This window comes from Streptomyces sp. CA-111067, from assembly GCF_050956065.1.
GTDB lineage: Bacteria > Actinomycetota > Actinomycetes > Streptomycetales > Streptomycetaceae > Actinacidiphila.
Window position 1 is genome coordinate 3278642 of record NZ_CP192103.1, and the last position, 25571, is coordinate 3304212.

Annotated in this window: 16 protein-coding genes; 9 read left to right on the top strand and 7 right to left on the bottom strand. The window is 73.2% G+C overall.

Features of this window, described 5'->3' with window-relative positions; all coding sequences use genetic code 11:
• Positions 1–11 precede the first annotated feature (11 nt).
• The 4 genes from ACQPW6_RS14230 (at position 12) to ACQPW6_RS14245 (ending at position 4387) form a co-directional block, all read left to right on the top strand.
• Complete coding sequence (locus ACQPW6_RS14230; protein ID WP_433889978.1) at positions 12–221, top strand: DUF397 domain-containing protein; 210 nt, start codon at positions 12–14, stop codon at positions 219–221.
• Between the two features lie 194 nt (positions 222–415).
• Positions 416–1612, top strand: coding sequence for a PLP-dependent aminotransferase family protein (locus tag ACQPW6_RS14235; RefSeq protein WP_433889979.1), 1197 nt, complete (start codon positions 416–418; stop codon positions 1610–1612).
• Positions 1613–1993: 381 nt separating this feature from the next.
• Positions 1994–3586, top strand: coding sequence for a sodium:solute symporter family protein (locus tag ACQPW6_RS14240; protein WP_433889980.1), 1593 nt, complete (start codon positions 1994–1996; stop codon positions 3584–3586).
• A gap of 102 nt (positions 3587–3688) precedes the next feature.
• A complete protein-coding gene (locus ACQPW6_RS14245; protein WP_433889981.1) occupies positions 3689–4387 on the top strand; it encodes a class I SAM-dependent DNA methyltransferase in 699 nt (232 codons plus the stop codon).
• 143 nt (positions 4388–4530) lie between these two features.
• Here the strand turns inward: ACQPW6_RS14245 and ACQPW6_RS14250 are convergent, their stop codons facing one another.
• From ACQPW6_RS14250 to ACQPW6_RS14260, 3 genes are all read right to left on the bottom strand, one after another.
• Positions 4531–5634: an ADP-ribosylglycohydrolase family protein gene (locus tag ACQPW6_RS14250; RefSeq protein WP_433889982.1), complete on the bottom strand. Its 1104-nt coding sequence runs from the start codon at positions 5632–5634 to the stop codon at positions 4531–4533.
• Positions 5635–5798: 164 nt separating this feature from the next.
• A complete protein-coding gene (locus ACQPW6_RS14255) occupies positions 5799–9002 on the bottom strand; it encodes a tetratricopeptide repeat protein (protein ID WP_433889983.1) in 3204 nt (1067 codons plus the stop codon).
• Positions 9003–9099: 97 nt separating this feature from the next.
• A complete protein-coding gene (locus ACQPW6_RS14260) occupies positions 9100–11676 on the bottom strand; it encodes a bifunctional FO biosynthesis protein CofGH (protein ID WP_433889984.1) in 2577 nt (858 codons plus the stop codon).
• Positions 11677–12133: 457 nt separating this feature from the next.
• Here ACQPW6_RS14260 and ACQPW6_RS14265 point away from each other — a divergent pair, with 457 nt between their 5' ends.
• Positions 12134–13681 carry a CehA/McbA family metallohydrolase gene (locus ACQPW6_RS14265; protein WP_433889985.1) on the top strand — a complete coding sequence of 516 codons (1548 nt, stop codon included), beginning with the start codon at positions 12134–12136 and terminating at the stop codon, positions 13679–13681.
• A 270-nt stretch (positions 13682–13951) separates the two neighbouring features.
• Here the strand turns inward: ACQPW6_RS14265 and ACQPW6_RS14270 are convergent, their stop codons facing one another.
• Complete coding sequence (locus ACQPW6_RS14270; RefSeq protein WP_433889986.1) at positions 13952–15016, bottom strand: AMP-binding protein; 1065 nt, start codon at positions 15014–15016, stop codon at positions 13952–13954.
• 358 nt (positions 15017–15374) lie between these two features.
• Here ACQPW6_RS14270 and ACQPW6_RS14275 point away from each other — a divergent pair, with 358 nt between their 5' ends.
• Together ACQPW6_RS14275 and ACQPW6_RS14280 are read left to right on the top strand one after the other, a co-directional pair.
• On the top strand, positions 15375–18314 hold the full coding sequence (locus tag ACQPW6_RS14275) for a BTAD domain-containing putative transcriptional regulator (protein WP_433889987.1): 2940 nt from the start codon (positions 15375–15377) through the stop codon (positions 18312–18314).
• A 178-nt stretch (positions 18315–18492) separates the two neighbouring features.
• Positions 18493–18678 carry a hypothetical protein gene (locus ACQPW6_RS14280; protein ID WP_433889988.1) on the top strand — a complete coding sequence of 62 codons (186 nt, stop codon included), beginning with the start codon at positions 18493–18495 and terminating at the stop codon, positions 18676–18678.
• Between the two features lie 251 nt (positions 18679–18929).
• Here the strand turns inward: ACQPW6_RS14280 and ACQPW6_RS14285 are convergent, their stop codons facing one another.
• From ACQPW6_RS14285 to ACQPW6_RS14295, 3 genes are all read right to left on the bottom strand, one after another.
• A complete protein-coding gene (locus ACQPW6_RS14285) occupies positions 18930–19586 on the bottom strand; it encodes a hypothetical protein (RefSeq protein ID WP_433889989.1) in 657 nt (218 codons plus the stop codon).
• A 138-nt stretch (positions 19587–19724) separates the two neighbouring features.
• A complete protein-coding gene (locus ACQPW6_RS14290) occupies positions 19725–22139 on the bottom strand; it encodes a PQQ-binding-like beta-propeller repeat protein (RefSeq protein WP_433889990.1) in 2415 nt (804 codons plus the stop codon).
• Positions 22140–22448: 309 nt separating this feature from the next.
• Positions 22449–23240: a VOC family protein gene (locus ACQPW6_RS14295; RefSeq protein WP_433889991.1), complete on the bottom strand. Its 792-nt coding sequence runs from the start codon at positions 23238–23240 to the stop codon at positions 22449–22451.
• A gap of 316 nt (positions 23241–23556) precedes the next feature.
• Between ACQPW6_RS14295 and ACQPW6_RS14300 the strand changes: the two genes are divergently transcribed.
• Entirely contained in the window at positions 23557–24204 is a 648-nt protein-coding gene (locus ACQPW6_RS14300) for a TetR/AcrR family transcriptional regulator (protein WP_433889992.1), read from the top strand.
• A 163-nt stretch (positions 24205–24367) separates the two neighbouring features.
• On the top strand, positions 24368–25546 hold the full coding sequence (locus ACQPW6_RS14305) for a flavin-containing monooxygenase (RefSeq protein ID WP_433889993.1): 1179 nt from the start codon (positions 24368–24370) through the stop codon (positions 25544–25546).
• Positions 25547–25571: the final 25 nt, after the last annotated feature.

Here is a 25571-nt window from a genome sequence, read left to right on the forward strand (position 1 = left end):
CCGGAGCAGAGATGGCAATCAAGCTGGGCAGCACCCCCGCGTGGATGAAGTCTTCGCGGTCCACCGGAAACGGTGCATGTGTCGAAGTCAAGTCCCCCGCCGTCGAGTCGGTGGTCGTGCGCGACTCCAAGGACCCGCAGGGTCCGGTCCTGACGTTCTCGCCCCAGGCGTGGGCCTCGTTCGTCACCGACGTGGACCACGGCGCGTTCAACCTCCGCTGATGGGCCGGCACCGCGTGCGACATCGGTGACCCCGCGCCACACGACATAACAGCACACGGCAGATAATGCGCAGCACAACAGCAGAGCCCTCTCGACTGGTTTCGCCGTCCTGGCCGAGGGGGCTCCCTGCTGCCCGCGGACCGGATCGTGGAAAGTGCCTGGACAGTGCACGGATCTTTCGTAGGCTGCCCGGCATGACGACGACCCCAGCGACGACCGCCCCGCCCGCTCTCGCCTCCCGGTCCCGCGCGGTAGGGGCGTCGCCGGTGCGCGAGATCCTGGCGCTGACCGCGCGGCCCGAGGTGGTCTCGTTCGCCGGGGGGCTGCCCGCACCGGAGTTGTTCGACGCGGCGGCGATCGCGGAGGCGTACGCCCGGGTGCTGGCCGAGGCGCCGCACCGGGTGCTGCAGTATTCGACGACCGAGGGCGATCCGGCGCTGCGCGGCGCGGTGGCCGCCCGGCTGACCGGGCGCGGCCTGGCCACGTCTGCCGACGACCTGCTGGTGACCGGGGGTTCGCAGCAGGGGCTGACGCTGATCGCCGCCGCGCTGCTCGAACCGGGCGATGTCGTCCTGGTGGAGAACCCCACGTACCTGGCCGCGCTCCAGTGCTTCGGCTTCGCCGGCGCCCGGGTGGTGCCGGTGCCGACCGACGAGGACGGGGTGATCCCGCAGGCGCTGGAGGAGCTGGTGCTGCGGGAGCGGCCCAAGCTGCTCTACCTGGTGCCCGACTTCCAGAACCCGACCGGCCGTACGCTGCCTGCCGCGCGGCGCGAGGCGGTCGCCTCGGTGGCCGCCAGGCACGGGCTGTGGATAGCCGAGGACGACCCGTACGGGGAGTTGCGGCTGGAGGGCGACTACCAGCCGTGGATCGCCGGGCTGGCGCCGGCCGCCGACCGCACGGTGCTGCTCGGCAGCTTCTCCAAGATCATGGCGCCGGGCCTGCGGCTCGGCTGGCTGCGCGCGCCGAGCGCGATGCTGCGCGCCTGCGTGATCGCCAAGCAGGCGGCCGATCTGCACACCTCGACGGTCGACCAGGCCGCCGCCGCCCGCTACCTGGCCGACAACGACCTGGACGCGCACCTGGCGCGGGTGCGCGCCGCCTACCGGGCGCGCAGGGACGCGCTGCTGGCCGGGCTGCCCGCCGCGCTGCCGGCCGGCAGCAGCTGGAACCGGCCGCAGGGCGGCATGTTCGTCTGGGTCAGGCTGCCGGAGGGCCGTGACGCCACCGCGCTGCTGCGCACGGCGATCGAGCACGGCGTGGCCTACGTGCCCGGCACGCCCTTCTACGCCGCCGCGCCGGAGACGGGCACGCTGCGGATGTCGTTCACCACGCACACGCCCGGCGAGATCGCCGAGGGCCTGACCCGGCTGGCTCGCGCGCTGGCCTGACTCCGGGCCGCCTGCCGGCCCCCTGCGGACCGACCGCGGCCCGGTCTCCCTGCCTCCCCCCTCCAGCCGTCCGGGATTCCCGCACCCCGTACGGCTGTTCGGACTGTGCCCGGTGTGACGTGTGTGAAGTCGTGCAGCGAAGTGCCCGCTCATCGTGGGCGAGCGATCAGGGTCATCACAATGCCAAGTAGAGCAAAGAGAAAGCAAAATCGTTCTGCTCGCTGACTTGAGTTCAGACTCCTGAACGCCAAACCCTTGACCGGCGGTCCGGACCAAGGGTTCAATCCCCCAAGTCCCCACTCCCGCACGGGGGCGACCCGCCCGAGGGAACGTCGCAGCGAAGCGCGCTCTCGTTCGCAAGGCGGACCCCCTGGAGGGGACATGAACAGTCTCGACTGGGTCGTGCTCATCGCGTACTTCGGTGTGATGATCGCGATCGGCTTCTGGTCGCACAAGCGCGTGGACGACGTGGGCGACTACTTCACTGCCGGCGGCCGGATGCCCTGGTGGCTGTCCGGCATCTCGCACCACATGTCCGGCTACAGCGCGGTGATGTTCACCGGCTACGCGGGCATCGCCTACCAGTACGGCATCACCTCCTACGTCACCTGGGCGTTCCCAATCGCACTGGGCATCGCCATCGGCGCCAGGCTGTTCGCGCCCCGGCTGAACCGGCTGCGCTCCCGGCTGTCGGTGGCCTCGCCGCTCGAATACCTCAAGAACCGCTACAACCTGACCACCCAGCAGGCGCTGGCCTGGTCGGGCGTGCTGCTCAAGGTGGTGGACGTCGGCGCCAAGTGGGCGGCCATCGCCACCCTGCTGTCGGTGTTCACAGGTGTGACCATCACCCAGGGCATCGTCATCACCGGCGCGATCACCGCCGTCTACTGCACGGTCGGCGGCCTGTGGGCGGACGCGCTCACCGAACTCGGCCAGTTCGTGATCCAGTTGATCGCCGGCCTGGCCATGCTGGTAGCCACCCTGAACAAGCTCGGCGGGATCAGCGGCATCTGGAACGTCTGGGACGAGCCCGCGCTGCGCCACCACGACCACCCGGTGGCCGGCCCCTACACCACCGTCTTCCTGCTGGCGTACCTGTTCATCAAGACCTTCGAGTACAACGGCGGCATGTGGAACCAGGCCCAGCGCTACATGGCCACCGGCTCCGCCCGCGAGGCGACCCGCTCGGCGTGGCTGTCGTCGGCGCTGTGGTTCGTCTGGCCGGTCGTGCTGTTCTTCCCGATGTGGGTGTCGCCGCTGCTGGTGCACGCCAAGAAGCCGGACGGCTCGGACTCGTACGGCCTGATGGTCGAACAGCTGCTGCCGCACGGGCTGCTCGGCCTGGTCGTGGTCGGCTTCTTCTCGCACACCATGGCGATGTGCTCCTCCGACGCCAACGCCATCGCGGCCGTCGTCACCCGGGACATCGCGCCCGCCTTCTCCAGGACGGCCCGCGAGTGGACGCAGCGGATCGGGCTGATCGCCGCCCGGGTCACCACACTCGCCTTCCTCGGCCTGTCCATGGCGGTGGCCACCCAGGTCAACTCGCCGACGTTCAAGGACATCATCACGGTGGTCATCAAGTGGGTGGCCGGACTGATGGGCCCGATCGCGATCCCGTTCATGCTGGGTCTGCTGCCCAGGTTCCGCAAGTCCGGGCCGACGGCGGCGCTGACCAGCTGGGCGCTCGGCCTGCTGGCCTTCTACCTGCTCAACTACCCGATCAACGATGCCGTGTCCGGCGGTGTGAACCTCGAATACCAGATATCGCTGCCGCTGGTGGTCTCGCTCGTCCTCTACATCGTGGTCGGCTGGATCAAGCCCGAGGACACCCCGGAGCGGGACGCGCTGCTCGCGAAGATCAACTCAGACGACGGCGGTGGCGGCCCCGGCTCCGCGTCCGTCGCACTGCCGGAACCCGCCGCCTCCGAGGACGAGTTGCTGCGCGGGACGGCGACCAGGGCGGCGGAGTAGGGCGGCTGGCGGAGACGCCGCCGTTTGATTCCGGTGCGGCGGAGGGCCGCCGCCGGATAAGTCCGGTGCGGGCGGGAAGGGCCGGCACTACGCTCGGGCGGCATGATCGAACCGCCCTCAGCTGAGCCGCCCTTCCTGTCCGGCACCCGCTCGTCCTACGACACCTGGGCCGCCGACTACGCCGAACGCTTCCAGGCGGAGCTGGCGGCCAAGCCGATGGACCGGGCGCTGCTCGCCGCCTTCGCCGAACTCGTCACGGGCGCGGGCGGCGGCCTGCCGGTCGCCGACGTGGGCTGCGGGCCCGGCCATGTGACCGCGCACCTCAGCGGGCTCGAGCTGACCGCCTTCGGCGTCGACCTGGCGCCCGAGATGGTCGCGGTGGCCCGGCGCTCCCACCCGGAGCTGCGCTTCGAGGTGGGCTCGATGACGGCGCTCGACCTGCCGGACGGCTCGCTCGGCGGCATCGTGGCGTTCTACTCGATCATCCACCTGCCGGACGCGGAACTGCCCCGGGTGTTCGCCGAGTTCCGCCGCGTGCTGGCGCCCGGCGGGCAGCTGCTGCTGGCGTTCCACGACGGCGACGGACTGCTGCGGCTCGACGAGTCCGACGGCCACCCCGTCCCGCTCGACTACTACCTGCGCCCGCCGGAACTCGTCGCCGGACTGCTGGGTCGGGCCGGGCTGCCGGTGACGGCACGGCTGACGCGGGAGCCGTACGAGGCGGAGTCGCTGCGGCGGGTGTACCTGGTGGCCGGGCGGCCGGTGGACGGCAGCGGGCCGGAGGCGGGGAGCGCGGGCTGACGGGTGATCGAGGACGAAACGAACGGTGTTCAGACCGTTCGGCGACCGGAGCCGCGACGAACGGTGTTCAGGCCGCCGGGTGATCCGTGCCGTCACGAACGCTGTTCAGGCCGTCGGGTGATCCCTGCCGTCACGAACAGTGTTCAGGCCGCCGGGTAGCGGTCGAGCCAGGCCGGGCTCGCGCCGGACGGGCCGTGCAGGGCGGACGCCTGGGTCATCTCCATCGCGAAGTCGTCGGCGAGCTGCAGGATCGTGGCGCGGCCCTCGAGTTCGGCGGTCCAGGCCGGCGGCAGCGCCGTCTCGCCGTGCTGGACGCCCAGCAGGTTGCCGCAGATCGAGCCGGTGGAGTCGCTGTCGCCCGAGTGGTTCACGGCCAGCAGCAGCCCGTGCCTGACGTCCTCGGCGACCAGCGCGCAGTAGACCCCGATGGCGAGCGCCTCCTCGGCCGTCCAGCCCTCACCCAGCGCCTCGACCCGCTGCGGCGACGGCATCCCCTGCCGTACGGCGCCGAGCGCGCCCTGCAACGCGTCCGTCGTCTCCTGGTGGCCGGGCCGGGCGCCGAGCAGCGCCAGCGCGTGCTGCACGGAACCGTCCAGCGCCTCGCCGCGCGCCAGGCCGTGCACGATGACGGCGAACGCGCCCGCCGCGAGCTGCCCGGTCGGGTGGCCGTGGGTCTGCGCGGCGCACTCCACCGCGAGCTGGAACACCAGTTGCGGCTCCCAGCCGACCAGCAGCCCGAACGGCGCCGAGCGCATCACCGTGCCGCAGCCCTTGGAGCCGGGGTTCTTCGGCTGCTCCAGGGTGCCCATCCGATCGTCGGACAACCCGCTGATGCACGCCCCGCCCGGCGCCCTGCGCGCGTACAGCCACTCCTCGCGGGCCAGCCAGCCGGAGTCCTTGCGGCGCTCGTCGGGACCCCACTCGCTCTGGGTGGCCGACCAGCGGCGATACGCGCGGTGTATGTCGGTCGGCGGGTGCCAGGCGCCGGTGTCGCGGCGCACCTGGGCGCGGATCAGCCCCTCGACCGTGAACAGCGTCATCTGCGTGTCGTCGGTGACCGCGCCGCGCCTGCCGTACGCCGTCACGTAGTCGGTCACGCCGTCCGGTCCGTGGTTCTGCCGGATCGCGTCCAGCGACTCGAACTCCACGCCCGCGCCGAGCGCGTCACCGATGGCCCCGCCGAGCAGGCAGCCCCGGACGCGGCTGCGGAAGTCCTGCTGCTGCGCGCGTCCCCAGACAGCGGTCAAGGCGGTCCCCTTCGATCGTGTTCGATCCTGGCCGGACCGAACCCGGTCCGGCACCGATCTTCACTGGTCCGAACCCGTTCCGGTCCAGCACGATATCCGACGCCGCTGGGAGCGGAAGAGGGGCGAGAACTAGGCGAGGCTTGCCGCGATTGGGGTTATTGGGGTCATTGGGTAGCGCGGGGCGCGTTCTGGGCCTGGTTTTCGAGCCGCGCCCGGTTTTCGAGCGCCCGGCGCGCGGCGGCGACACGTTCACGCCGGGCGTCGAGGGGCTCCCGGCCGGCGGGAGCCCGCTCGGCCAGCCAGGCCAGGTCGCATTCAAGGCCGGCCAGCACGTGCCAGGGGGCGCCGGCGGCGAGCAGCATGTCGAACCGGTCATCGGCGGTGGGCCAGTCGGCCCCGGCGCAGGCGATGATGGCCACGGAGGCGTTCTGGGCCGGGGCAACGAGAAGATCCCGAGGAAGCGGGGTGACACCGCCAGCGAAGCTCCCAGCCGGGTCATCGGGCACCGGGGAGCCGGGAGCCGGGCCACCGCCGTCGAGGGCGGCGAGCGCCTGTTCGGTCAACACGTCGACGCTGCCGGGGAGGAGCACCCTCAAACGGGCCAGCGCTGCTCGGGCCTCTTGCGAGCTGCCCGCCCGCCGGGCCAGCCGGCAGCGCACCAGGAGCAGGTCGAGCGCGTCCGGCTCCACTGCGGCGACAGCGTCCAGGTCGGACCGGGCGTCTTCCTCCCGGCCCAGCAGGCTGAGCAGTTGCGCACGCAGTACCCGCACCATGTGCGCAGCGGGATCGGTGTCGAGCAGGGCGTCGAAATCGGCCAGCGCGTCGAGCGGCCGGCCAAGTCGGAGACGGGCGAGGGTGCGCAGTTCGCGCGCCTGGGGATCGTCGGAAGCGCCGTCGAGCAGCCGGTCGCATACCGCCGCCGCCTCCTGCCAACGGCCCATGTCCCTGTAGACGCCCGCCAGTTCGCGGCGCATCCCGCGGTCGTCCGGATCGAGTCGGGCGACAGCGGCAAGGTCGTCGAGAGCGGCCTCGTACCGGCCCACGTTCCGGTACGTCATGGCCCGGAGCAACTGCCAGTGCCTGTTCCGTCTCACCAGGACGACCATGTCGAGATCCGGCAGCGCCTCCTCGTAGCGGCCCAGCTGGACCAGCGCGGTGGCGCGTCTGGCATGCGATGGGATCCGGAACCGGGAGTCGTCAATGCCGCCGGGAGCGAGCGACACATCGCAAGCTGCGACGGCGTCTTCCGGCCGTGCTCGGGCCAGGTAGGACTTGGCGATGATGGAGGCGTAGCTCGCGCTCGGCCAGTCGTCCGAGTCGAGTTCGCAGGCCCGCTCGTAGTCCTCGATGGCCTCGTCGTGGCGGCCGAGGAGGCAGTTCGTCGTGGCCCGCTGGCCCAGGGCGCGAGCGGTCGGGGCGAGGCTGACAAGCATGTCGAGATCGCTCAGTGCCTCCTCGTGCCGCCCTGCCACGGACCAGCAGATGGCTCGCAACTGGAGCGGAATGAGCGCCTCCGGATCGTGTGCCAGGGCCCGTCCGAAGGCGGCGCCCGCCTCTTCCCAGCGGCTCAGTTCGATCAGCGCCCAGCCACGGTCTTCCTGAACGCCGTAGGTGTCGAGACCCAGTCGGAGCGCACTGTCGCAGTCGGCCAGCATGGCGGTCAGATCGATGTCGCCGACGCGACGTGCCCTCGCCCGCCCGGCGAAGGCCCGCGCCCTGGCGTCATCGGGCAGCCTGCCCCGGCCGAGCAGCGCCGAAAGCACCCGCACGACCGCCCCCTCGTCCTCCTCGACCGCCGCGCCCAGCCGCCGCCCCCAGTCCGCGACCGCCGCATCGTCCCGGTCAGCGCCGGCCGCCGCCAGCATTCCGGCCCAGCGGCGTACAGCCTCCAGACCGGCCCCGGCCGCCGCCACCGCGTCGGCCAGCGCAACCGGCAGCGCCTGCCGGGGATTGGCGCACAGCAAGTGGTACGTCTCCTCAAGCCGGAAGCCCAGCCACTGCCCGTCGACCCACAACTCCTCGCCGGACAGGCCCGCTTCCGCCTCCGCCCGCCAGCCGCCGAACGCCGTCGACAACCGTCCGTGCTGCTCGCGCCAGCCCTGCGGGGACCTGGTGCGTCGCAGCCGGAGCATCACCGTACGGACCACGTCGTGGTAAGCGGCCTGGCCCGCGCGCTCGTTGACGAACGGGAGGGAGCGCAGCCAGGCGTAGAGGCCGGCGGCCTCCGGGGCGACCGCCGCGCGGAAGACGTCCTCGTCCAGGCGGCGCGGGAGGGCGGCGGACAGGGCCGCGTCGCGGCGGGCGGGGTCGTCCACCCACTTCAGGAAGCGTTCGACGGCGGTGTCGCTGGGGTCGTCCACCGCTTCCGCGCCGGCCGGACGGGCCTCGGCGAGCATGGAGACCAGGACCGGCAGCCGGCCGGACAGCCGCAGCACCGTCTCCACGGCGCTCTCGTCGATGACGCCCTTGTCCGCGAGGAGTTGGCGGGCCTCGGCCTCGGTGAACAGGTCGAGCGGCACGTCCTCGACCAGGTCCAGGTGGTCGGACCAGACGGCGGGCGCCAACGGGCCCTGGCCCGCCAGGGTGATGACGAGGTTCGCCGGCAACTGACCGTAGCGGTCGTCCAGGACGAGGTCGTGCAGCCAGCGGTCGAGCAGCGGGCCGGTGCGCTCGTAGGTGTCGAAGAACAGCGCCGTCCAGGGGGCGTTGGCGGCGGCCGCGGCCAGGTCGGCGACCAGGACCGGGGTGAGTACGGCCAGCGGCTCCATCACCAGGCGGACGTCGTGCTCGTTGCGGAACCGGGAGCTGAGCAGGGCGCGGATCCGGTCGGCGCCCTGCGCGACCTGGCCGGGGTCCATCGCGCCGACGAACGGGCCGAGCCCCGGCAGCAGGCCGATCCCGGCCAGGCTCACCTGGGCGGCGACGACGCTGCCCGCGGTGGGCGCGTCGAGCACTCCGGCCGCGGTCTCCGCCTCGTGCCGGCGCTCCCGGTAGGTGGCGTGGAGCTTGTCGAACGCCTTGAACGGGCGGTCCTGCTGCCCGAACTGGGCGCTGAGCGCGGCCATCGCGTCCAGGACGCCGGTCACGCCCTCGTCCACGTACGCGGTCAGCGCGTGCTGTTCGTGCGCCGCGCTCTCCCACTGCCGCAGCAGCGACGACTTCCCGACGCCGGCCGCGCCGCGCACATGGAACAGGAAGCGGTGCGCCTCGTCCTCGGGGGCGGTGGTCAGGTTGGCCCGGAAGGCGGCGATCTCGGTGCGCCGGCCGACGAACGCGCCTCTGCGACGGCGCCTGATCAGCTCCTGCATCGAGGGGCGCGCCGGCGCACGTGCCGACGATCGCGCCCCGGACTGCGGCTGAGCTGGCACCGGCCGATCCCTCTCCCCCGGAGTACCGCCCGGGGCGCCCGTACAGCACCCCGGATCCCCCGGAACCAGCCTAGCCGGGGCCCGGTAAGCGGGCCGGTCAGTCGCTCAACACCGGCAGCAGCTGCGGCAGATGACCGTCGGAGGCACGCCCGGCCGCGAGGCGTTCCGCGGACACCTCGCCGTAGAGCGTGGAGCGCTGCCGGGACGGACGGCCGGCCGCGTCGGCGATGGCGACCAGGTCGCGGATCGACCGGTAGGAGCCGTAACTGGAGCCGGCCATCCGGGAGATGGTCTCCTCCATCAGGGTGCCGCCCAGGTCGTTGGCGCCGGAGCGGAGCATCTCGGCGGCGCCCTCGGTGCCGAGCTTGACCCAGCTGGTCTGGATGTTGGGGATGTGCGGGTGCAGCAGCAGCCGGGCCATCGCGGTGACCGCGCGGTTGTCGCGGGCGGTCGGGCCCGGGCGGGCGATGCCGGCCAGGTAGACCGGCGCGTTGGTGTGGATGAACGGCAGCGTGACGAACTCGGTGAAGCCGCCGGTCTCCTGCTGGATCTGCGCCAGCAGCCGCAGGTGGCCGAGCCAGTGGTGCGGCTGGTCCACATGGCCGTACATCATCGTGGACGAGGAGCGTATACCCAGCTCGTGGGCGGTCTTGACGACCTCGATCCAGGTGGCGGTGGGGAGTTTGCCCTTGGTGAGCACCCAGCGCACCTCGTCGTCCAGGATCTCGGCGGCGGTGCCGGGGATGGAGTCGAGGCCGGCCTCGCGGGCGGCGGTCAGCCAGTCGCGGATCGACATCCCGGTGCGGGTGGCGCCGTTGACGACCTCCATCGGCGAGAACGCGTGCATGTGCATGCCCGGCACCCGCTCCTTGACCGCCTTCGCGATGTCGAAGTACGCGGTGCCCGGCAGGTCCGGGTGGATGCCGCCCTGCATGCACACCTCGGTGGCGCCGACCTCCCAGGCCTGCTCGACCCGGTCGGCGACCTGGGACAGCGACAGGGTGTACGCGTCGGCGTCGGTGCGGCGCTGCGCGAAGGCGCAGAACCGGCAGCCGGTGTAGCAGACGTTGGTGAAGTTGATGTTCCTGGTGACGATGTACGTCACCTCGTCGCCGACCACCGCCCGCCGCAGGTCGTCGGCGATCCGGCAGAGCGCGTCGAGCGCCGGGCCGTCGGCGTGCAGCAGGGCCAGCGCCTCGGAGTCGGTGAGCTTGGTGGGGTCGTCGGCGGCCGTCTTGAGCGCGGCGAGCACGTCGCCGTCGACCCGGTCGGGAACCATGCCGGGGGCGGCCTGCTCGCGCAGTTCCTCCCAGTCGCCGTAGACCTCGTCGAAGTCGTCGCGGCGGTCGGAGGTGCGGCCCTCGGTGTCGATGGTGGCGTGCAGGTCGGTACGACCGCCGGCGGCCGGGAACTCCTCCTCCGGCTCCTGCCACGGCCGGCCCGTCACGACCGCGTCCTGCACGGCGAGTCCGGTGCCGGGGTCGGCGAGCGCGCGCACGTGCGGCAGCAGCCGGGGGTCGAGCCACGGCTCGCCGCGCTGGATGAACTCCGGGTAGATGGTGAGGCGTTCACGGAGCTCGAAGCCGGACTCGGCGGTACGGGAGGCCAGCTCGTCGATCTGCGGCCACGGCCGTTCGGGGTTGACGTGGTCGGGGGTCAGCGGCGACACCCCGCCCCAGTCGTCGATGCCGGCCTCGATGAAGCGGGCGTACTCGCCGTCGACCAGGTTGGGCGGCGCCTGGATGCGGGCGGCCGGGCCGAGCACGATCCGGGCGACGGCGATGGTCGCGGCCAGCTCCTCCAGCTCGGCGTCGGGCATACCGCGCATAGCTGTGTCGGGTTTGGCGCGGAAGTTCTGGATGATGACTTCCTGGACGCCGTGGTAGCGGCGGGCGGTGCGGCGGATCGCGAACAGCGACTCGGCGCGCTCCTCGTGGGTCTCGCCGATGCCGATCAGGATGCCGGTGGTGAACGGCACGTTGGAGCGGCCGGCGTCCTCCAGGACGCGCAGCCGGACGGCCGGCTCCTTGTCGGGCGACCCGTAGTGCGGGGCGCCGGGCTCCGACCACAGCCGGGTGGCGGTGGTCTCCAGCATCATGCCCATCGACGGGGCGACCGGCTTCAGCCGCTGGAGGTCGGTCCAGCTCAGCACCCCGGGGTTCAGGTGCGGCAGCAGCCCGGTCTCCTCCAGCACCCGGATGGACATCGCGCGCACGTAGGCGAGCGTGTCGTCGTAACCGTGCGCGTCGAGCCACTCGCGGGCCTCGGGCCAGCGGTCCTCGGGGCGGTCGCCGAGGGTGAAAAGCGCTTCCTTGCAGCCCATTTCGGCGCCGCGCCGTGCGATGTCCAGCACCTCGTCCGGCGACAGGTACATCCCGTGGCCTTCGCGGCGCAGCTTGCCGGGCACCGTCACGAACGTGCAGTAGTGGCACTTGTCCCGGCAGAGCCGGGTCAGCGGGATGAAGACCTTGCGCGAATAGGTGATGACCCCGGGCCGGCCGGCTGCCTCCAGGCCCGCGTCCCGCAGCCGGGCGGCGGTCGCGGACAGCCTGGTCAGATCCGCGCCGCGGGCCTGGAGCAGCACCGCGGCCTCGCCGGTGTCGAGGGCGACGCCTTCCCCGGCGCGGTGCAGGGCGCGGCGCATGGCATTGGCGGTGGGCGATGACGAGGTCATCCTCCGAGGATAGGTGGACCCAGGGACATTACGGCGGCCCACAGGGGCGCGGGCCGCGCCGGGGCGCTGTCGCGTTTCTCACCAGGGAAAGCGGGTTCGGGTGGAATACCCGCGGGCGGATACGGCGCGTAGCCGTTCCGGGTGACGGCGCGAGGCGCGTGTTGACGGCGGGCGGTGACCGTCGCGGGTGGACGAGAGTGGTCAAGCCTGATGGCCGGCGGTGACCGTCGCGGGTGGACGAGGGCGGTCAAGCCTGGCGGCCGGTGGTCACCGTTGCGGGTGACACTGTGCGGCGCACGTTGACGGCCGACGCTCACCGTTCCGGTGGACGAGGGGCGGTCAAGTTGACCGCCGGGCCGTAACCGCGGAGGGCGATGGGGCGGCTGGGACGTTGACGGACAGCGTGCGGCCACGCCTCGGCCACGCTCCCGTCACCCGGGAGGGTGACCGTACCGGCATGGACCGACGCGACGTACTGAAGCTCTCCGCACTCGCGGGCGCCACCGGCGTCCTTACGCTGGCTCCCGTGAACTTCGCGGCTGCCTCCTCCGACGCGGATTCCGGCCCGGGTGCGAACCCCGGCCCGGGATCGGGCGCCGGCTCGACCCGTACCGTCACCGTCAGCGGCCATCTGCCCACCGGGGTCGCCGACTTCGTCTACCTGCCGGTGCAGGTGCCGCGCGGGGTACGGGAGATCGCCGTCTCGTACACGTACGACAAGCCCACCGTCCCGGCCGGCTCGGTCGGCAACGCCTGCGACATCGGCATCTTCGACCAGCACGGCACCGACCTCGGCAGCCGGGGCTTCCGCGGCTGGTCGGGCGGCGCGCGCACCGAGTTCGCGATCAGCGCGGAGGAGGCCACCCCCGGGTACCTGGCGGGACCGGTGGAGGCGGGCACCTGGCACGTCATCCTGGGGCCGTACACCGTGGTGCCCACGGGCCTGGACTACTCCGTGACCGTCACCCTCACCTACGGCGAGGCCGGGCACACCCCGGCGCCCCACTACCCGCCGGAGCGGGCCCCGGGCCGCGGCCGGGCCTGGTATCGCGGCGACTGCCACCTGCACACCGTGCACTCCGACGGCAAGCGCACCCTGGAGCAGTTGGTGGCGCTGGCCCGCGCCGCCAAGCTGGACTTCATCAACTCCAGCGACCACAACACCAGCTCGGCGCACGCCTTCCTCGGCCCGCTGGCCGGCGACGACCTGCTGGTGCTGACCGGCGAGGAGGTCACCACCCGCAACGGCCACTTCCTGGCGATCGGCACCGACCCCGGCGTCTGGTTCGACTGGCGCTACCGGGCCCGCGACGACGCGTTCGACCGCTTCGCCCGGCTGATCCGGCGGGCCGGCGGCCTGGTGGTGCCCGCGCACCCCTACGGAACGAGCCTGGCCAGCCAGTGGAAGTTCGGCTACGACGACGTGGACGCCGTCGAGGTGTGGAACGGCCCCTGGACGCCCGATGACGAGGTCTCGCTGCTGACCTGGGACAACCTGCTCACCGCCTCGGCGAAGAACGGCGGCCGGTGGGTGCCGGCGATGGGCAACTCCGACGCCCACCGCGACCCCGACGTCGTCGGCCTGCCGCAGACCGTCATCCTGGCGGACGGCCTCGACCGCGCCTCGCTCCAGGCGGGCATCCGCGCGGGCCGCTCCTGGATCGCCGAATCGGCCGCGGTGCAGCTCGCGTTCACCGCGTCGGGACCGCGCGGCGAGCACGCGGGCATCGGCGACCGGCTGCGGGTCGCCGCGGACGCGGCGGTGACGGTACGGCTGGAGGTGAGCGGGGTGCCGGTGAACTCGCTGGTGCGGCTCGTCACCGACGAGGGCCAGATGCACGCGGAGGCGCTGCCCGCTTCGGGGACGGTGGAGTACGCGACGACCGCGTCGCTGGCGGCCTACATCCGCGCGGAGGTCCGCCACCCGGCCGCCGACGGCGGAGCATCCGGCCTCCCCGGCCCGGCGGCGGCCATCACCAACCCGATCTGGCTGGGCCGCGCCTGACCCCAGTTCCGCGCGCCGTAGCGGGCTACGGTCTCAGCCGAACTACCGGCCGGGGTGGGCTGGTCGCGCAGTTCCCCGCGCCCCTGGTGAAGCCGGGACGTCCAGATGACGCCAGACGCGAACGGACCGCTTTCAAGGGGCGCGGGGCTGCGCTTGATCTGCGGCTGCCGCCGCCTGGGCGCCACCAGCCAGAGCGGACCCGCACATGCCCACCCACCGCAAGGGGTTGCCGTCCTGGCCGCCCCCACCGGCGGGTGGGCCGGGGTCCGGTCAGGACGTGACGCGGATCGGCAGGAGGATGCGCCAGATCGCGTCCTCCACTCCGTGCACCGCGGCGATCCAGCCGACGTTCTCCTCGTCCGTCCCCAGCCGCACCGCCTGCGCCAACTCGCCCATCACGTCGGACAGGTCCCCGTGCCCCATGGCCGGTTCGAGCCGGCCGCCGGCCGCCCCGTCGTCGTGGTAGCGGTGGTAGGCCGCGGCGCCGCGCAGCACCCCGACCGGGCGCCACTGCTGCGCCAGCCGCCACACCGGCTCACCTGCGACGCGTACCCCGTCGGCCTCCATGACCTGGGTGCGGCTGCGGTCCACCGCGAGCGCGGACCAGCCGTCGGTGCCGGTCAGCACCAGCTCGGGGGCGCAGCGCCGTACCGCGCGGCCGACCGACTCGGTGGCACCGGCCGAGGCGAGCACCAGCGGCACCGCGGCCATCCCCGCGTACAGGCAGCCGAGGAACGCCCCGGCCAGGTCGGGCCCCTGCGGGTAGACGAGCATGACCCGGCTGCCGGGTTGCAGCAGCGTGCCGAGCCGGGCGGCGATCGCCCGGGCCCGCCGGTCGAGTTCGGCGTAGCTGCAGCCGGCCGTGCCGGTCACCGCCGCGCCGGCGAAGGGCAGTTCGGGCACACCGTGCGGGTTGCGCTCCGCGCGGTGGCGCAGCAGCGGGCCGGGCAGCCGGCCGGAGTCGCCGCCGCTGGTGCGTGACCCGTTGCCGCCGCCGTTGCCCGGCCGTCCGGCCCGGCCCGACCTGCCGGGCCTGCCGTCCGTGCCGCCGCTGTCGCCGCCACCGCCGGGGCGGTCTGATCCGCCGGTCATGGGAACCACCGCGGGCACTCCCAGTGGTGCGGGGCGCAGAGGCCGTACCGAGCCTGCCGCCAGCCTGCTCCAGCGGATCGCGCGCTGGGCCAGCGCGACGGTGTCGGCCACGACAGCGGGGACCGGGGCCGCGGGGACGGGAACCGTCGGGCCCGGGACCGTACCGGCGCCGGAACCGGCGCCGCCCCGGCCCGCGCCGCTCGCGCCGTCACCCGGGCCGGTCGCCCAGAAGGATTCCGACATCCGGACCGTACTCCTCTTGTCACATGAACCCGGCAAACCGCCCACGCACTCCGTACACATCCCGGCCCCGCTATCCGGCCGGTCGCAGAACGCACACCGGCACGAACGATCCCCTCACAGCACAACCTCCGGGCACACACAGTCCGAACCTCGAATTCGACCCAACTTCTGCCGCAAGGCCGGTTCGGTACCCGGACGGGGTGACCCCGGCGGCCCGACACGGCAAACTGGCACAGGCGGCTCCGCATCAGCGGTTTCGCCTGCCGTGCGGACAACTGTTCCGGTCGGCGATGAACGATAGATATACGCGCGGAGAGTCAGGTTCCGGCCGGGACCGGCCGCGGTTCAGGGGGCATGGATGGCAAGCAGCACGGAACCGGGCGACAGCCGACGGTTGCGGTTCGCGGTCCTCGGCCCGGTGCGCGCCTGGCGCGGCGACGAGCTGATCGCCACCGGCGCGCCGCAGCAGCGCGCCCTGCTGGCCGCACTCCTGCTGCGCGGCGGACGGACGGCCACCGCCTCGGAGCTGCTCGACGCGGTGTGGGGCGAGACGCAGCCCAACACCGCGCTGGCCGCCCTGCGTTCGTACGCCTTCCGGCTGCGCAAGGCGCTCGGCTCCCAAGCGCTGGTCACCGACTCCGGCGGCTACGCGCTGCGGCTGGACGACGACATGCTCGACACCCGGGTGGCCGAGCAACTGGCCGCCGAGGCCGACAAGATCCGTGCCTCCGACCCGGCCGGCGCCCGCGAACGGCTGGCCTCCGCGGTGGCGTTGTGGGTCGGCGAGCCGCTGGCCGGGCTGCCGGGCCCGTTCGCCGAGGCGCAGCGCGACCGGCTCACCCAGTGGCGGGCCGCCCTGATCGAGTCGCTGCTCGAACTCGACCTGGAACTGGGCGCGCACGCCGAGGCCGTCTCCAAGCTCACCGCGGCCTCCGCCGAGCACCCGCTGCGCGAACGGCTGCGCGCCCTGCTGATGCTGGCCCTGTACCGCAGCGGGCGGCAGGCCGAGGCGCTCGGCGTCTACGCCGACACCCGGCGGCTGCTCGCCGAGGAACTCGGCATCGACCCGTCGGCCGAACTGAAGGACCTGCACCAGCGGATCCTGGAGGCCGACCCGTCGCTCGCCGCGCCCGCCGGCAGCGCGCCGACCGCCCCCGAGGTGGTCAGGCCCGCGCAACTGCCCGCGATCGTGCCCGACTTCACCGGCCGCGCCGCCGTCGTCAGGGAGCTGGCCGGCCAACTGGCCGCCGCCGCGAGCGAGCACGGCGTGATGGCCGTCTCCGCGGTGGCCGGCATCGGCGGCGTCGGCAAGACGACGCTCGCGGTGTACGTCGCGCACGCCGCCCGCGAGGCGTTCCCCGACGGGCAGTTGTACGTCGACCTGCAGGGCACCAGCCCGCGCCCCAGCGAACCCGAGGCCGTACTCGGCTCGTTCCTGCGCGCGCTCGGCCTCGCGGACGCCGCGATACCCGACTCGCTGGCCGACCGGGCGGCGCTGTTCCGCTCCACCCTGGACGGCCGCCGCGTGCTCGCCCTGCTCGACAACGCCTACGACGCCGCGCAGATCCGGCAGTTGCTGCCCGGCACGCCCGGCTGCGCCGCGCTGGTCACCAGCCGGGTGCGGATGGTGGACCTGGCCGGCGCGCACCTGGTGGACCTCGACGTGATGTCGCCGGAGGAGGCGCTCGAACTCTTCACCCGGATCGCCGGCGAGGAGCGGGTCAGCAGCGAACGGCAGGCGGCGCTCGACGTGGTGGCCGCCTGCGGCTTCCTGCCGCTGGCGATCAGGATCGCCGCCGCCCGGCTGGCCGCCCGCCGCACCTGGACGGTGTCGGTGCTGGCCCGCAAGCTCGGCGACCAGCGCCGCCGGCTGGACGAGCTGCGGGCCGGCGACCTCGCCGTCAAGGCCACCTTCGCGCTCGGCTACGGCCACCTGTCGCCCGCGCAGGCCCGCGCGTTCCGGCTGCTGTCGCTGCCCGACGGCCCGGACATCTCGCTGCCGGCCGCGGCCGCCGCACTGGACCTGGACGTCTACGAGGCCGAGGAGCTGCTCGAAGCGCTGGTGGACATCAGCCTCATCGAGTCCGCGGCGCCCGCCCGCTACCGCTTCCACGACCTGCTGCGGCTCTACGCCCGCGAGTGCGCGGAGCGCGACGAGGCCGGGCCGGAGCGCTGCGCCGCGCTGTCGCGGGTGATGGACTTCTACCTCGCCTCCGCCGCCTGCACCTACGAGTGGGAGAACCCCGGCGACCGGGTGCTCGACCACCTCGCGCCCACCACGCACCCCGGGCTGACCTTCGAGGACCGCGAGGAAGCCCTGGAGTGGCTGTTCTCCGAGTCGCAGGACCTGCTCGCGACGGTCCAGCAGGCCGCCGACGACGGGTGCGAGGGGCTGATGCGCCGCGCGGTGGACCTGCTGCTCGTCACGCAGGACCTGATGGAGTCCGGCGTCTACGCACGGCAGTACGAGCAGGCCACCCGCGCGCTGGTCAGCACCGCGCAGGACCTCGGCGACCTGGTCGTGCAGGGCCGTGGCCGGGTGCTGCTCGGCCAACTGCTGTGCATGTCGGGCCGGTTCCAGCAGGCCGAGACGGAATCCGCGCAGGCGATGGTGCAGGGCCTGGCCGCCGACGACCCCATCACCCGCAGTTACGCGCCGAACCTGCGCGGCATCGTGGCGATCTACGGCCGCCGCTTCGAGGACGCCGCGCACTTCCTCACCGGGGCGCTGGACATCTTCCGTGCCGACGGCAACCAGCACGGCGAGGCGGCCACCCTCAGCAATCTGGCCCGCGCCCAGACCGAACTCGGCGACGTGCCCTCCGCGTTGGCCTCCACCGAGCGCGCGGTGGAGATCTACCGCGAGCTGGGCGCCGGATTCCGGCTCGGCAACGGCCTGTACGCGATGGGCACCGCGCTGACCACCGCGGGCCAGTTGGGTGAGGCGGTGGACTGCCTCAACGAGTCGCTGGACATCTTCCGCGAGGCGCGGCAGCAACTGTGGGAGAGCATGGCCCTGTTCCGGCTGGCGAAGGCGCATCTGGCCGCCGGCCGCTGGCGGCAGGCCGCCGCGTTCGCCGAGCAGGCGCTGCCGCTGCTGCGCGAGACCGGCGGCGAGTGGCGGGTCGCCAACGACCTGACGCTGCTGGGCCAGGCGCTGGTCGGCATGGGCCAGCCGATCCGCGCGCACGCCTGCTGGCACGACGCACTCGGCATCTTCACCGCGCTCGGCGCGCCCGAGGCCGACGAGGTACGGGCGCTCATCGACGACCACCCGGCGTCCGCGCAAGCGGTGTGACCCTCAATTCACCGCAGGTCACATCACTTATCACATCGCTCATTGATGCCGTTTATCAGTTGATTATCGACGGCTGCCACGATTCCATCACTGCACGAGCTGCCCACCTGGTGGCGCACGGGGGTTGCCGCCGGGTGGGCTTCACGACAGCACGTCCCTGATAGCACAGGAGATCGATATGAGCACCGAAGTCCCGAAGCCGCCGAAGACGCCGCCGGCCGACGGTCCGCTCGACCCGGACAACTTCCACGTGACCAGCGAGCCCGCCGATCCCCCGGAGGGCCTGCTGCCGCCGGTCCCGGAAGCCAAGGGCGGCACCGTGGCACCCGACAACTTCCACGTGACGGACAAGCCGAGCGGCTGACCACCGCACTCCACGGCTGAACCGCGCGCGGACCACGAAACGGGGGACCGCACGGGGGGACCGTACAGGGGGAACGACACAGGGGGACGAGACGGGGGACCCGCCGGGGGACGCAGGGGGAAACGGGGTCCCGGGGGGAACGGGGGGCGCCAGGGGGACCGGAGGACTCGGGGGGAACGGGTTCACTTCCGGGGGCGCACCGCAGATCGGCCGCAGCGTGGAGGGGACGCTGCGGCCGGTCTGTTTTTTCGTTACATGCCGGGCGGGCTGATCGACGGCCCGGTCTGCGGGGACGGCGGGCTGATCGAGGTGTCCGGCGGGGACGCGGGCAGCGGCGGCAGATCGGTCAGCGTCGGGGGCGGGTCGTCGTACGGCGGGGGCGGCTCGTACGGCGGCTGCGCCTGCGGTTCCGGCTGCGGCTGGGGCTGGGGCTCCGTCTGGAGCTGGGGCTCCGTCTGGAGCTGCGGCTCCTGTTCCGGCAGGGGTTTGGGGCGCGGGCGGCGGGACGGCAGGGCCGCCGCCCCCAGCAGCATGAGGGCCGCCGCGCCGAAGGCCGCGGCCACGCCGGTGTCCAGGCCGGGGCCGCCGGCCGTGAGCGAGCCCGCCGCCTGGGCCTGGCGGACCATCCACAAGATGGTGATGGCCAGCACGATCAGGCCGGCCAGGGCCACCACGGGCCGGGACCGCAGCAGTACACCCAGCAGGGTGAGCAGCGCGGCGAAGCCCATCGGCAGGAAGAGGGAGCCGAGCAGGGCCGCGTTGTCCGGAGTGACGCCGACCCCCGTGAAGAGGTCGTCCACTCGGAACCGGGACCCGTGGCGACCGCCGTACCAGGAACGGAAGGGGCTCCAGACGGCGATCGCCGCTCCGATGAGCGCGAGGAGGGACCCGAAGACGGTGCGGATCATCTCGGTCGTCGCCTCACTTCGCGTACTCGACCCCCTCGCCGCCGACGCTACGCCCGCCCCGCCACCCCCGCCACACGAGCAGCAGCCGAGCGGGTGCCCGGTGATCTGAGGCGGCCCGGGCCGCTGAACGCGGGGGGCTCAGGCGCGTCGGGGCGCGGCCCCGGTGCCCTTCGTCGCGTCGAGTGCGTACACGCAGCGGTCCTTGGAGCACGCGTAGACCACGCCCTCCGCCGCCACCGGCGACCCGGTGATCTCCCCGCCCGTCTCCAGCCGCCAGCGCAGTTGGCCGCCCTGCGCGTCCACCGTGTACAGGCAGTGGTCCTTGGAGCCGAAGTGCACCCGGCCGTCCGCCACCGCCGGCGAACCCACGACCTCGCCCTGCGCGGCGAAGCGCCACCGGGGCGTACCGGTGACCGCGTCCAGCGTGTAGAGCGCGCTGCCCGCCCCGAGGTGCACCCCGCCTGCGGCGACGAGCACGGGCTCGACGGACTGCCGCGGCTCGGTCGCCACCCGCCACCTGGCGCGGCCGTCGGCCGGGTCGAGCGCGTAGACGGTGCCGAGGTGGTCGGCGACGTACACGCCGCCGCCCTCCGCGCCGGTCCCGGGAACGTGCGCGGGCGGTGCGAACATCACCGCGGGCGCGTCGAAATGCCAACGCTCGGCGCCACTGCGGGCGTCGAGCGCGAGAACCCTGGTACCGGCGGTGAGATACACGACGCCGTCGGCCACCACCGGCCGGGTCGGCATCGAACCGGCGGCGCCGGGCTCCCCCACCGGATACGACCACATGTCGGAGCCGGTCAGCGCGTCGACCGCGTGCAGCAGGCCGCCGCCCTGGTAGTACACCGCCCGGCCGTCCACGGTCGGGCCCGAGTCGGTGGACTCGAACTCCGTCTGCGCCCCGCCGCGCTCCCAGCGCAGCGAGCCGCGCCCGGCGTCCCACGACTGGACGCCGCCGCCGCGGGTGCCGGTGACGACCGTGCCGGCGTCGGCCCGTACCGCGTAGATCCAGCCCTCGATGGGGGTGCGCCAGCGGTCGGCGCCGTCGGTGGCGTCGAGCGCGAACAGGCTGGGGCCGTCGGAGGCGTGGATCCGGCCGCCGTCCACCGCCATCGTCCAGGCCACGTCACGGGTCTTGAACTGCCGCCGCCCGCTGGCCACGTCGAGCGCGTGCACCTCGAAGGAGGTGACGTAGAGCAGGCCGCCGGCCACCACCGGGGTACCCCAGACGTCGTTCGACATCCGGAAGCGCCAGGGCCGCCACTCCCCCGGCGGTGCCTTCGGCGAGGACTGCGCGGGGACGGCGGCGGGCGCCGGGTCGCCCGCGCGGTGCGATCCGGCCCGGTGCCGTACCCACTCGGTGCCGGGCAGCGCGGCTGCCTGCGCCTTGTGCTCGACGGCCTCGGCGACCCGCAGCCCGGGGCCGATCGGCGCGGAGCCGGCGAGCTGGACGGGGGCGGACCGGCCGTTGCCGTTGCCGTGGTCGAGTCCGACCGCGGGGGCGGCGGGGACGCTCGCCGCGGCGGCGCCGTCCCGCCCCGGTCCGGCGCTGAGCGGGGCGTGCTGCGGGCGCGGCGGTGCCTGGACCGGCGGCGCGGCCACCGGGGCCTGCGGGCCGGCCGCGTGCGCGCCCCGGCTGCGGCCCGCGGCGGCTGCCGTCCGGCCGCTGCGGCGCTGCTCTATCAGCGCCACCGCGCCGGGCGGCAGCCAGGCCGAGGCGGTGCCGGTGTCGTCGCCGCCGGCCGAGAACAGGTGCGGGGCCAGCTGCGCCTGGAGGTCGGCCGGGGTGGGGCGGCCCTCGGCCTCCATCCGCATGCAGGACTCGATCAGCGGGCGCAGCTCGTCGGGCAGCCCGTGCAGGTCGGGTCCCTCGCGCAGCAGCATGAAGACCGTCTCGACCGGGTTCGCGCCGCGGAACGGGGCGTGCCCGGTGGCGGCGAAGACCAGCGTGGAGCCGAGCGAGAAGATGTCGCTGGCGCCGCGCACGCTGCGGGAGTCCCTGGCCTGCTCGGGGGACATGTAGGCGGGGGTGCCGACGGCCACGTTGGTCATCGTCAGCCTGGTGTTGGACACCCCGGAGGCGATGCCGAAGTCGATCACCCGCGGGCCGTCCTCCACCACCAGGACGTTGGACGGCTTCATGTCGCGGTGCACCAGGCCGGCCGCGTGGATCGACTGCAGCGCCTCCGCGATGCCGGCCGCCAGCCAGCGGACGGCCTGGGCGGGCATCGGCCCCGCCTCGTTGACGATCTCCTCCAGAGACGGGGCCGGCACGTAGGCGGTGGCGAGCCAGGGCACCGCGGCCCGCGGGTCGGCGTCCACCACGGCGGCGGTGTAGAAGCCGGAGACCGCGCGGGCGGCCTCCACCTCACGGGTGAAGCGGACCCGGAAGAGCTGGTCCTCGGCGAGTTCGGCGCGCACCGTCTTGATCGCCACCCGGCGGCCGGATGCCGAACGGGCGAGATAGACCAGCCCCATGCCGCCGGCGCCGAGCCGTCCCAGCACCTCGAAAGGGCCGATCCGTCTCGGGTCGTGCTGCGTCAGCTGCTCCATCACTGCCCTGCCACCTCCCCGTGCCCCGCTTTGTCGCCGCTGTGCCCCGTGCCAGCGTGTTTCCTGCCCCGCCCCTCGCGGCCGGTCGTCCAGTCCCCACGTCAGCGTACGAGGCTGATTGTTCCTGGGATGGACGCCGGTTGCGAACCCGGGGCAGTCACGACACGCCCGGAGGGCGAACTCGTTATCATCCGCCATCGCACACGGTCAGGTCACGCGGCGCGCCGTACGAGGGCCGGGGCAATGGCCGACACGTCAACCGGAGTGACAGCAGGGGCTGGTGGGACCCCGCCGGCCGGGGCCTCGCCGCTAGCCGGGGGTCTGCTCGCTCCTGCGCTGCAGGTCGATGACGGCGAACTCGGCGCCCTGGTCGTCGGAGACCACGGCCATCCGCCCGAACGGCGAGTCCGAGGGCTCGTTGATCACCCGGCCGCCGAGCCGCTTGACGGTGGCCGCGGCCTCGTCGCAGTCGGCGACGACGAAGTAGACCTGGAACGCCGAGGGGTGGTCGGCCGCGAGGTCGGAGGCCCGGTTCATCCGGCCGAGCACCTGCTGGTCGGGCTGGCCGGGCAGCGACCAGACCTTGTAGTCGAAGTGCACCCCGTCGCCGACCTGCTGCTCGTCGTAGCCGAACACCGCGGGGTAGAAGGCGTCGACGGCCGCCGCGTCCCGGGTGTGGTTCTCCGCCCAGCAGTAGCCGCCGGGCTCGTTGACGATGCCGAAGCCGAGGTGCCGGCCGGCCTGCCAGACGCCGAAGAACGAGCCGCCGGGGTCGGTGGCGCCGGCCATCACGCCCGCGTCGCCCACCGTGTCGGGACCGAAGACCACCTGGCCGCCGGCCTCGGTGATCCGCTCGGCCGTCTTCGCCACGTCGGAGCTGGCCAGGTGCAGGCCCCAGGCGGTGGGCATCGACGGGTCCACCTTGCCCATCAGCGCCGCCGCGGCCTTCCCGTCCCGGGAGGCGATCGTGTAGTGGCCGTACTCCTCGCCCTGGTCCTGGAAGGACCAGCCGAACAGCTCGCCGTAGAAGCGGCGGCCTGCCGCGAGGTCGGGGACCGACACGTCGGCCCAGCAGGGTGCACCTTCGCCGAATGTGGACATGAGCCGGTCCTCTCCGTACCTGGTCCGCACCGAGCGGTGCGGTGTCTGTATTGCCACCGTATCCAGTGATCCTCCCACCCGCACGGATCACAATTCGAACGTATGGTCAATTCTTTCGAAGGGGCGGAATCGATCGTTCCGGAGGTGCGCAAAAGGGGCGAAACGGCCTTGCCGCGCCAGTCACGGGGGTCGCAGCAGTCTCCTGGGGCATCCGTGGTCACCCCTGCTGAGCTGCGATGACGGACCGGTCCCGAGGGGACTCCCCATTTGCACGCCGCCAGATCGCGCGCTGATCACGCGTCGGTAAACTGACGGCATGACAGGACAAGTTCGCACCGTCGATGGCCGTGTCGCGGGTCGCCGCGGGCAGGCGACGCGGCAGAAGCTGCTCGACTGCCTGGGCGAGATGCTGAGCACGTCCCCGTACCGGGACGTCAAGGTGATTGACGTCGCCCGGATGGCCGGCACCTCCCCCGCAACGTTCTACCAGTACTTCCCCGACGTCGAGGGCGCCGTCCTGGAGCTCGCCGACGAGACGGCGAAGGAGGGAACGAGCCTGACCCAGCTGGTCGCCGGCCGCTCCTGGGCCGGCAAGGCCGGCGCCCAGGCGTCCGAGCAGCTGGTGGACGGCTTCCTCTCCTTCTGGCGGAAGCACGACGCGATTCTGCGCGTGATCGATCTCGGCGCCGCGGAGGGGGATAAACGATTCTCCAGAATCCGCCTGCGGATCCTCAACGCGGTGACCGGCTCGCTCACCGAATCCATCAGGGACCTCCAGGACAAGGGCAGGGTCGACAAGGAGGTCAACCCGGCGGCCGTGGCCGGCGCGCTGGTCGCCATGCTCGCGGCGGTCGCCGCGCACCAGAAGGGCTTCACCGGATCCGGCGTCAAGCAGGCCGAGCTGAAGCCGAACCTGGCTCTGCTGGTGCACCTCGGCGTGACCGGCCGCAAGCCGCCGAAGTGAGCTGACCGCGCACCGCAGCGCCGGCGACTCCCGCCGCCCTACCTGACCGCCCGCCGCCCGGGCTACGCTCACACCCGCGCCGACCGTTACCTCCGGGTACGGCCGCCACCGCCGGGTATACGAGCGGCGTCGTCAGATCAGGACCAGGCTCCGGGAGTTCCCCATGTCCGACCCCACCACCGCCGCCCCGGGCGTCTCCGCGGGCACCGCGAGCACCGCGGAGCCGGACGCCATAGTGATCGGGGCCGGCCCCGGTGGACTCGCCGCCGCGGCGGCGCTGCGGCAGCGGGGCGTGCGGCCGCTGGTGCTCGAACGCGCGGAGCGGCTCGGCGCGTCCTGGCGCGGCCACTACGACCGGCTGCACCTGCACACCACCAGGCGGCTGTCCGCGCTGCCGGGGCTGCCGATCCCGCGGGCGTACGGCCGCTGGGTCGGCCGCGACAACGTGGTGCGCTACCTGGAGCAGTACGCCGAGTTCCACGCGCTCGAGGTGACCACCGGCATCACCGTGGAACGGGTGAACCGGGTCCGCGACCGCTGGGAACTGCCCGCCAACGGCGGCCGGGTGCTCACCTCACCGGTCGTCGTGGTGGCCACCGGCCACAACCACACGCCGCACATACCCGACTGGCCCGGCCTGGACACCTTCCCCGGCGAGCTGCTGCACGCCGCCCGGTACCGCAACGCGGGCGACTACGCCGGGCGGGACGTGCTCGTCGTCGGCGTCGGCAACACCGGCGCGGAGATCGCCGTGGACCTGATGGAGGGCGGCGCCGGCCGGGTCAGACTCGCGGTGCGCACCCCGCCGCACATCATGCGCCGCTCCACCGCCGGCTGGCCGGCCCAGGCCAGCGGCATCGCGGTACGCCGGCTGCCGCCGCGGCTGGTGGACCGGCTGGCGCCGTACATCGAGCGCGTCAGCGTCCCTGACCTGTCCGAATACGGCCTGGCCCGGCCCGAACACGGCCTCTACGCGCGGGTGCTGGACGGCGCCATCCCCGTACAGGACGTCGGCCTGATCGACGCCATACGCTCGCGGCGGGTCGAACCCGTCGCAGCTGTCGAGGGTTTCGACGCTGACAAGGTGCGGCTCGCGGACGGCAGCCGGATCAGCCCCGAGGTCGTCATCTGCGCCACCGGCTACCGGCGCGGACTGGAACCGCTGGTCGGTCACCTGGGAGTGCTCGACGGCCGGGGCCGGCCGGTGGTGCACGGCACCCGCACGCCGCCGGGCGCTCCGGGGCTGTACTTCACCGGCTTCACCAATCCGATCAGCGGCATGTTCCGCGAGATGGCCCTGGACGCGCGGCGGATCGCGCGCTCGGTCGCCCGGCACAGCTGAGGGCTTCCGGGCGCGGGCCGCCCGC

Bases quoted from the DNA above. Each gene is read 5' to 3' on its own strand.
- ACQPW6_RS14230 (WP_433889978.1), top strand. From the start codon at position 12: ATGGCAATCAAGCTGGGCAGCACCCCCGCGTGGATGAAGTCTTCGCGG.
- ACQPW6_RS14235 (WP_433889979.1), top strand. From the start codon at position 416: ATGACGACGACCCCAGCGACGACCGCCCCGCCCGCTCTCGCCTCCCGG.
- ACQPW6_RS14240 (WP_433889980.1), top strand. From the start codon at position 1,994: ATGAACAGTCTCGACTGGGTCGTGCTCATCGCGTACTTCGGTGTGATG.
- ACQPW6_RS14245 (WP_433889981.1), top strand. From the start codon at position 3,689: ATGATCGAACCGCCCTCAGCTGAGCCGCCCTTCCTGTCCGGCACCCGC.
- ACQPW6_RS14260 (WP_433889984.1), bottom strand. From the start codon at position 11,676: ATGACCTCGTCATCGCCCACCGCCAATGCCATGCGCCGCGCCCTGCAC.
- ACQPW6_RS14265 (WP_433889985.1), top strand. From the start codon at position 12,134: ATGGACCGACGCGACGTACTGAAGCTCTCCGCACTCGCGGGCGCCACC.
- ACQPW6_RS14270 (WP_433889986.1), bottom strand. From the start codon at position 15,016: ATGTCGGAATCCTTCTGGGCGACCGGCCCGGGTGACGGCGCGAGCGGC.
- ACQPW6_RS14275 (WP_433889987.1), top strand. From the start codon at position 15,375: ATGGCAAGCAGCACGGAACCGGGCGACAGCCGACGGTTGCGGTTCGCG.
- ACQPW6_RS14280 (WP_433889988.1), top strand. From the start codon at position 18,493: ATGAGCACCGAAGTCCCGAAGCCGCCGAAGACGCCGCCGGCCGACGGT.
- ACQPW6_RS14285 (WP_433889989.1), bottom strand. From the start codon at position 19,586: ATGATCCGCACCGTCTTCGGGTCCCTCCTCGCGCTCATCGGAGCGGCG.
- ACQPW6_RS14290 (WP_433889990.1), bottom strand. From the start codon at position 22,139: ATGGAGCAGCTGACGCAGCACGACCCGAGACGGATCGGCCCTTTCGAG.
- ACQPW6_RS14295 (WP_433889991.1), bottom strand. From the start codon at position 23,240: ATGTCCACATTCGGCGAAGGTGCACCCTGCTGGGCCGACGTGTCGGTC.
- ACQPW6_RS14300 (WP_433889992.1), top strand. From the start codon at position 23,557: ATGACAGGACAAGTTCGCACCGTCGATGGCCGTGTCGCGGGTCGCCGC.
- ACQPW6_RS14305 (WP_433889993.1), top strand. From the start codon at position 24,368: ATGTCCGACCCCACCACCGCCGCCCCGGGCGTCTCCGCGGGCACCGCG.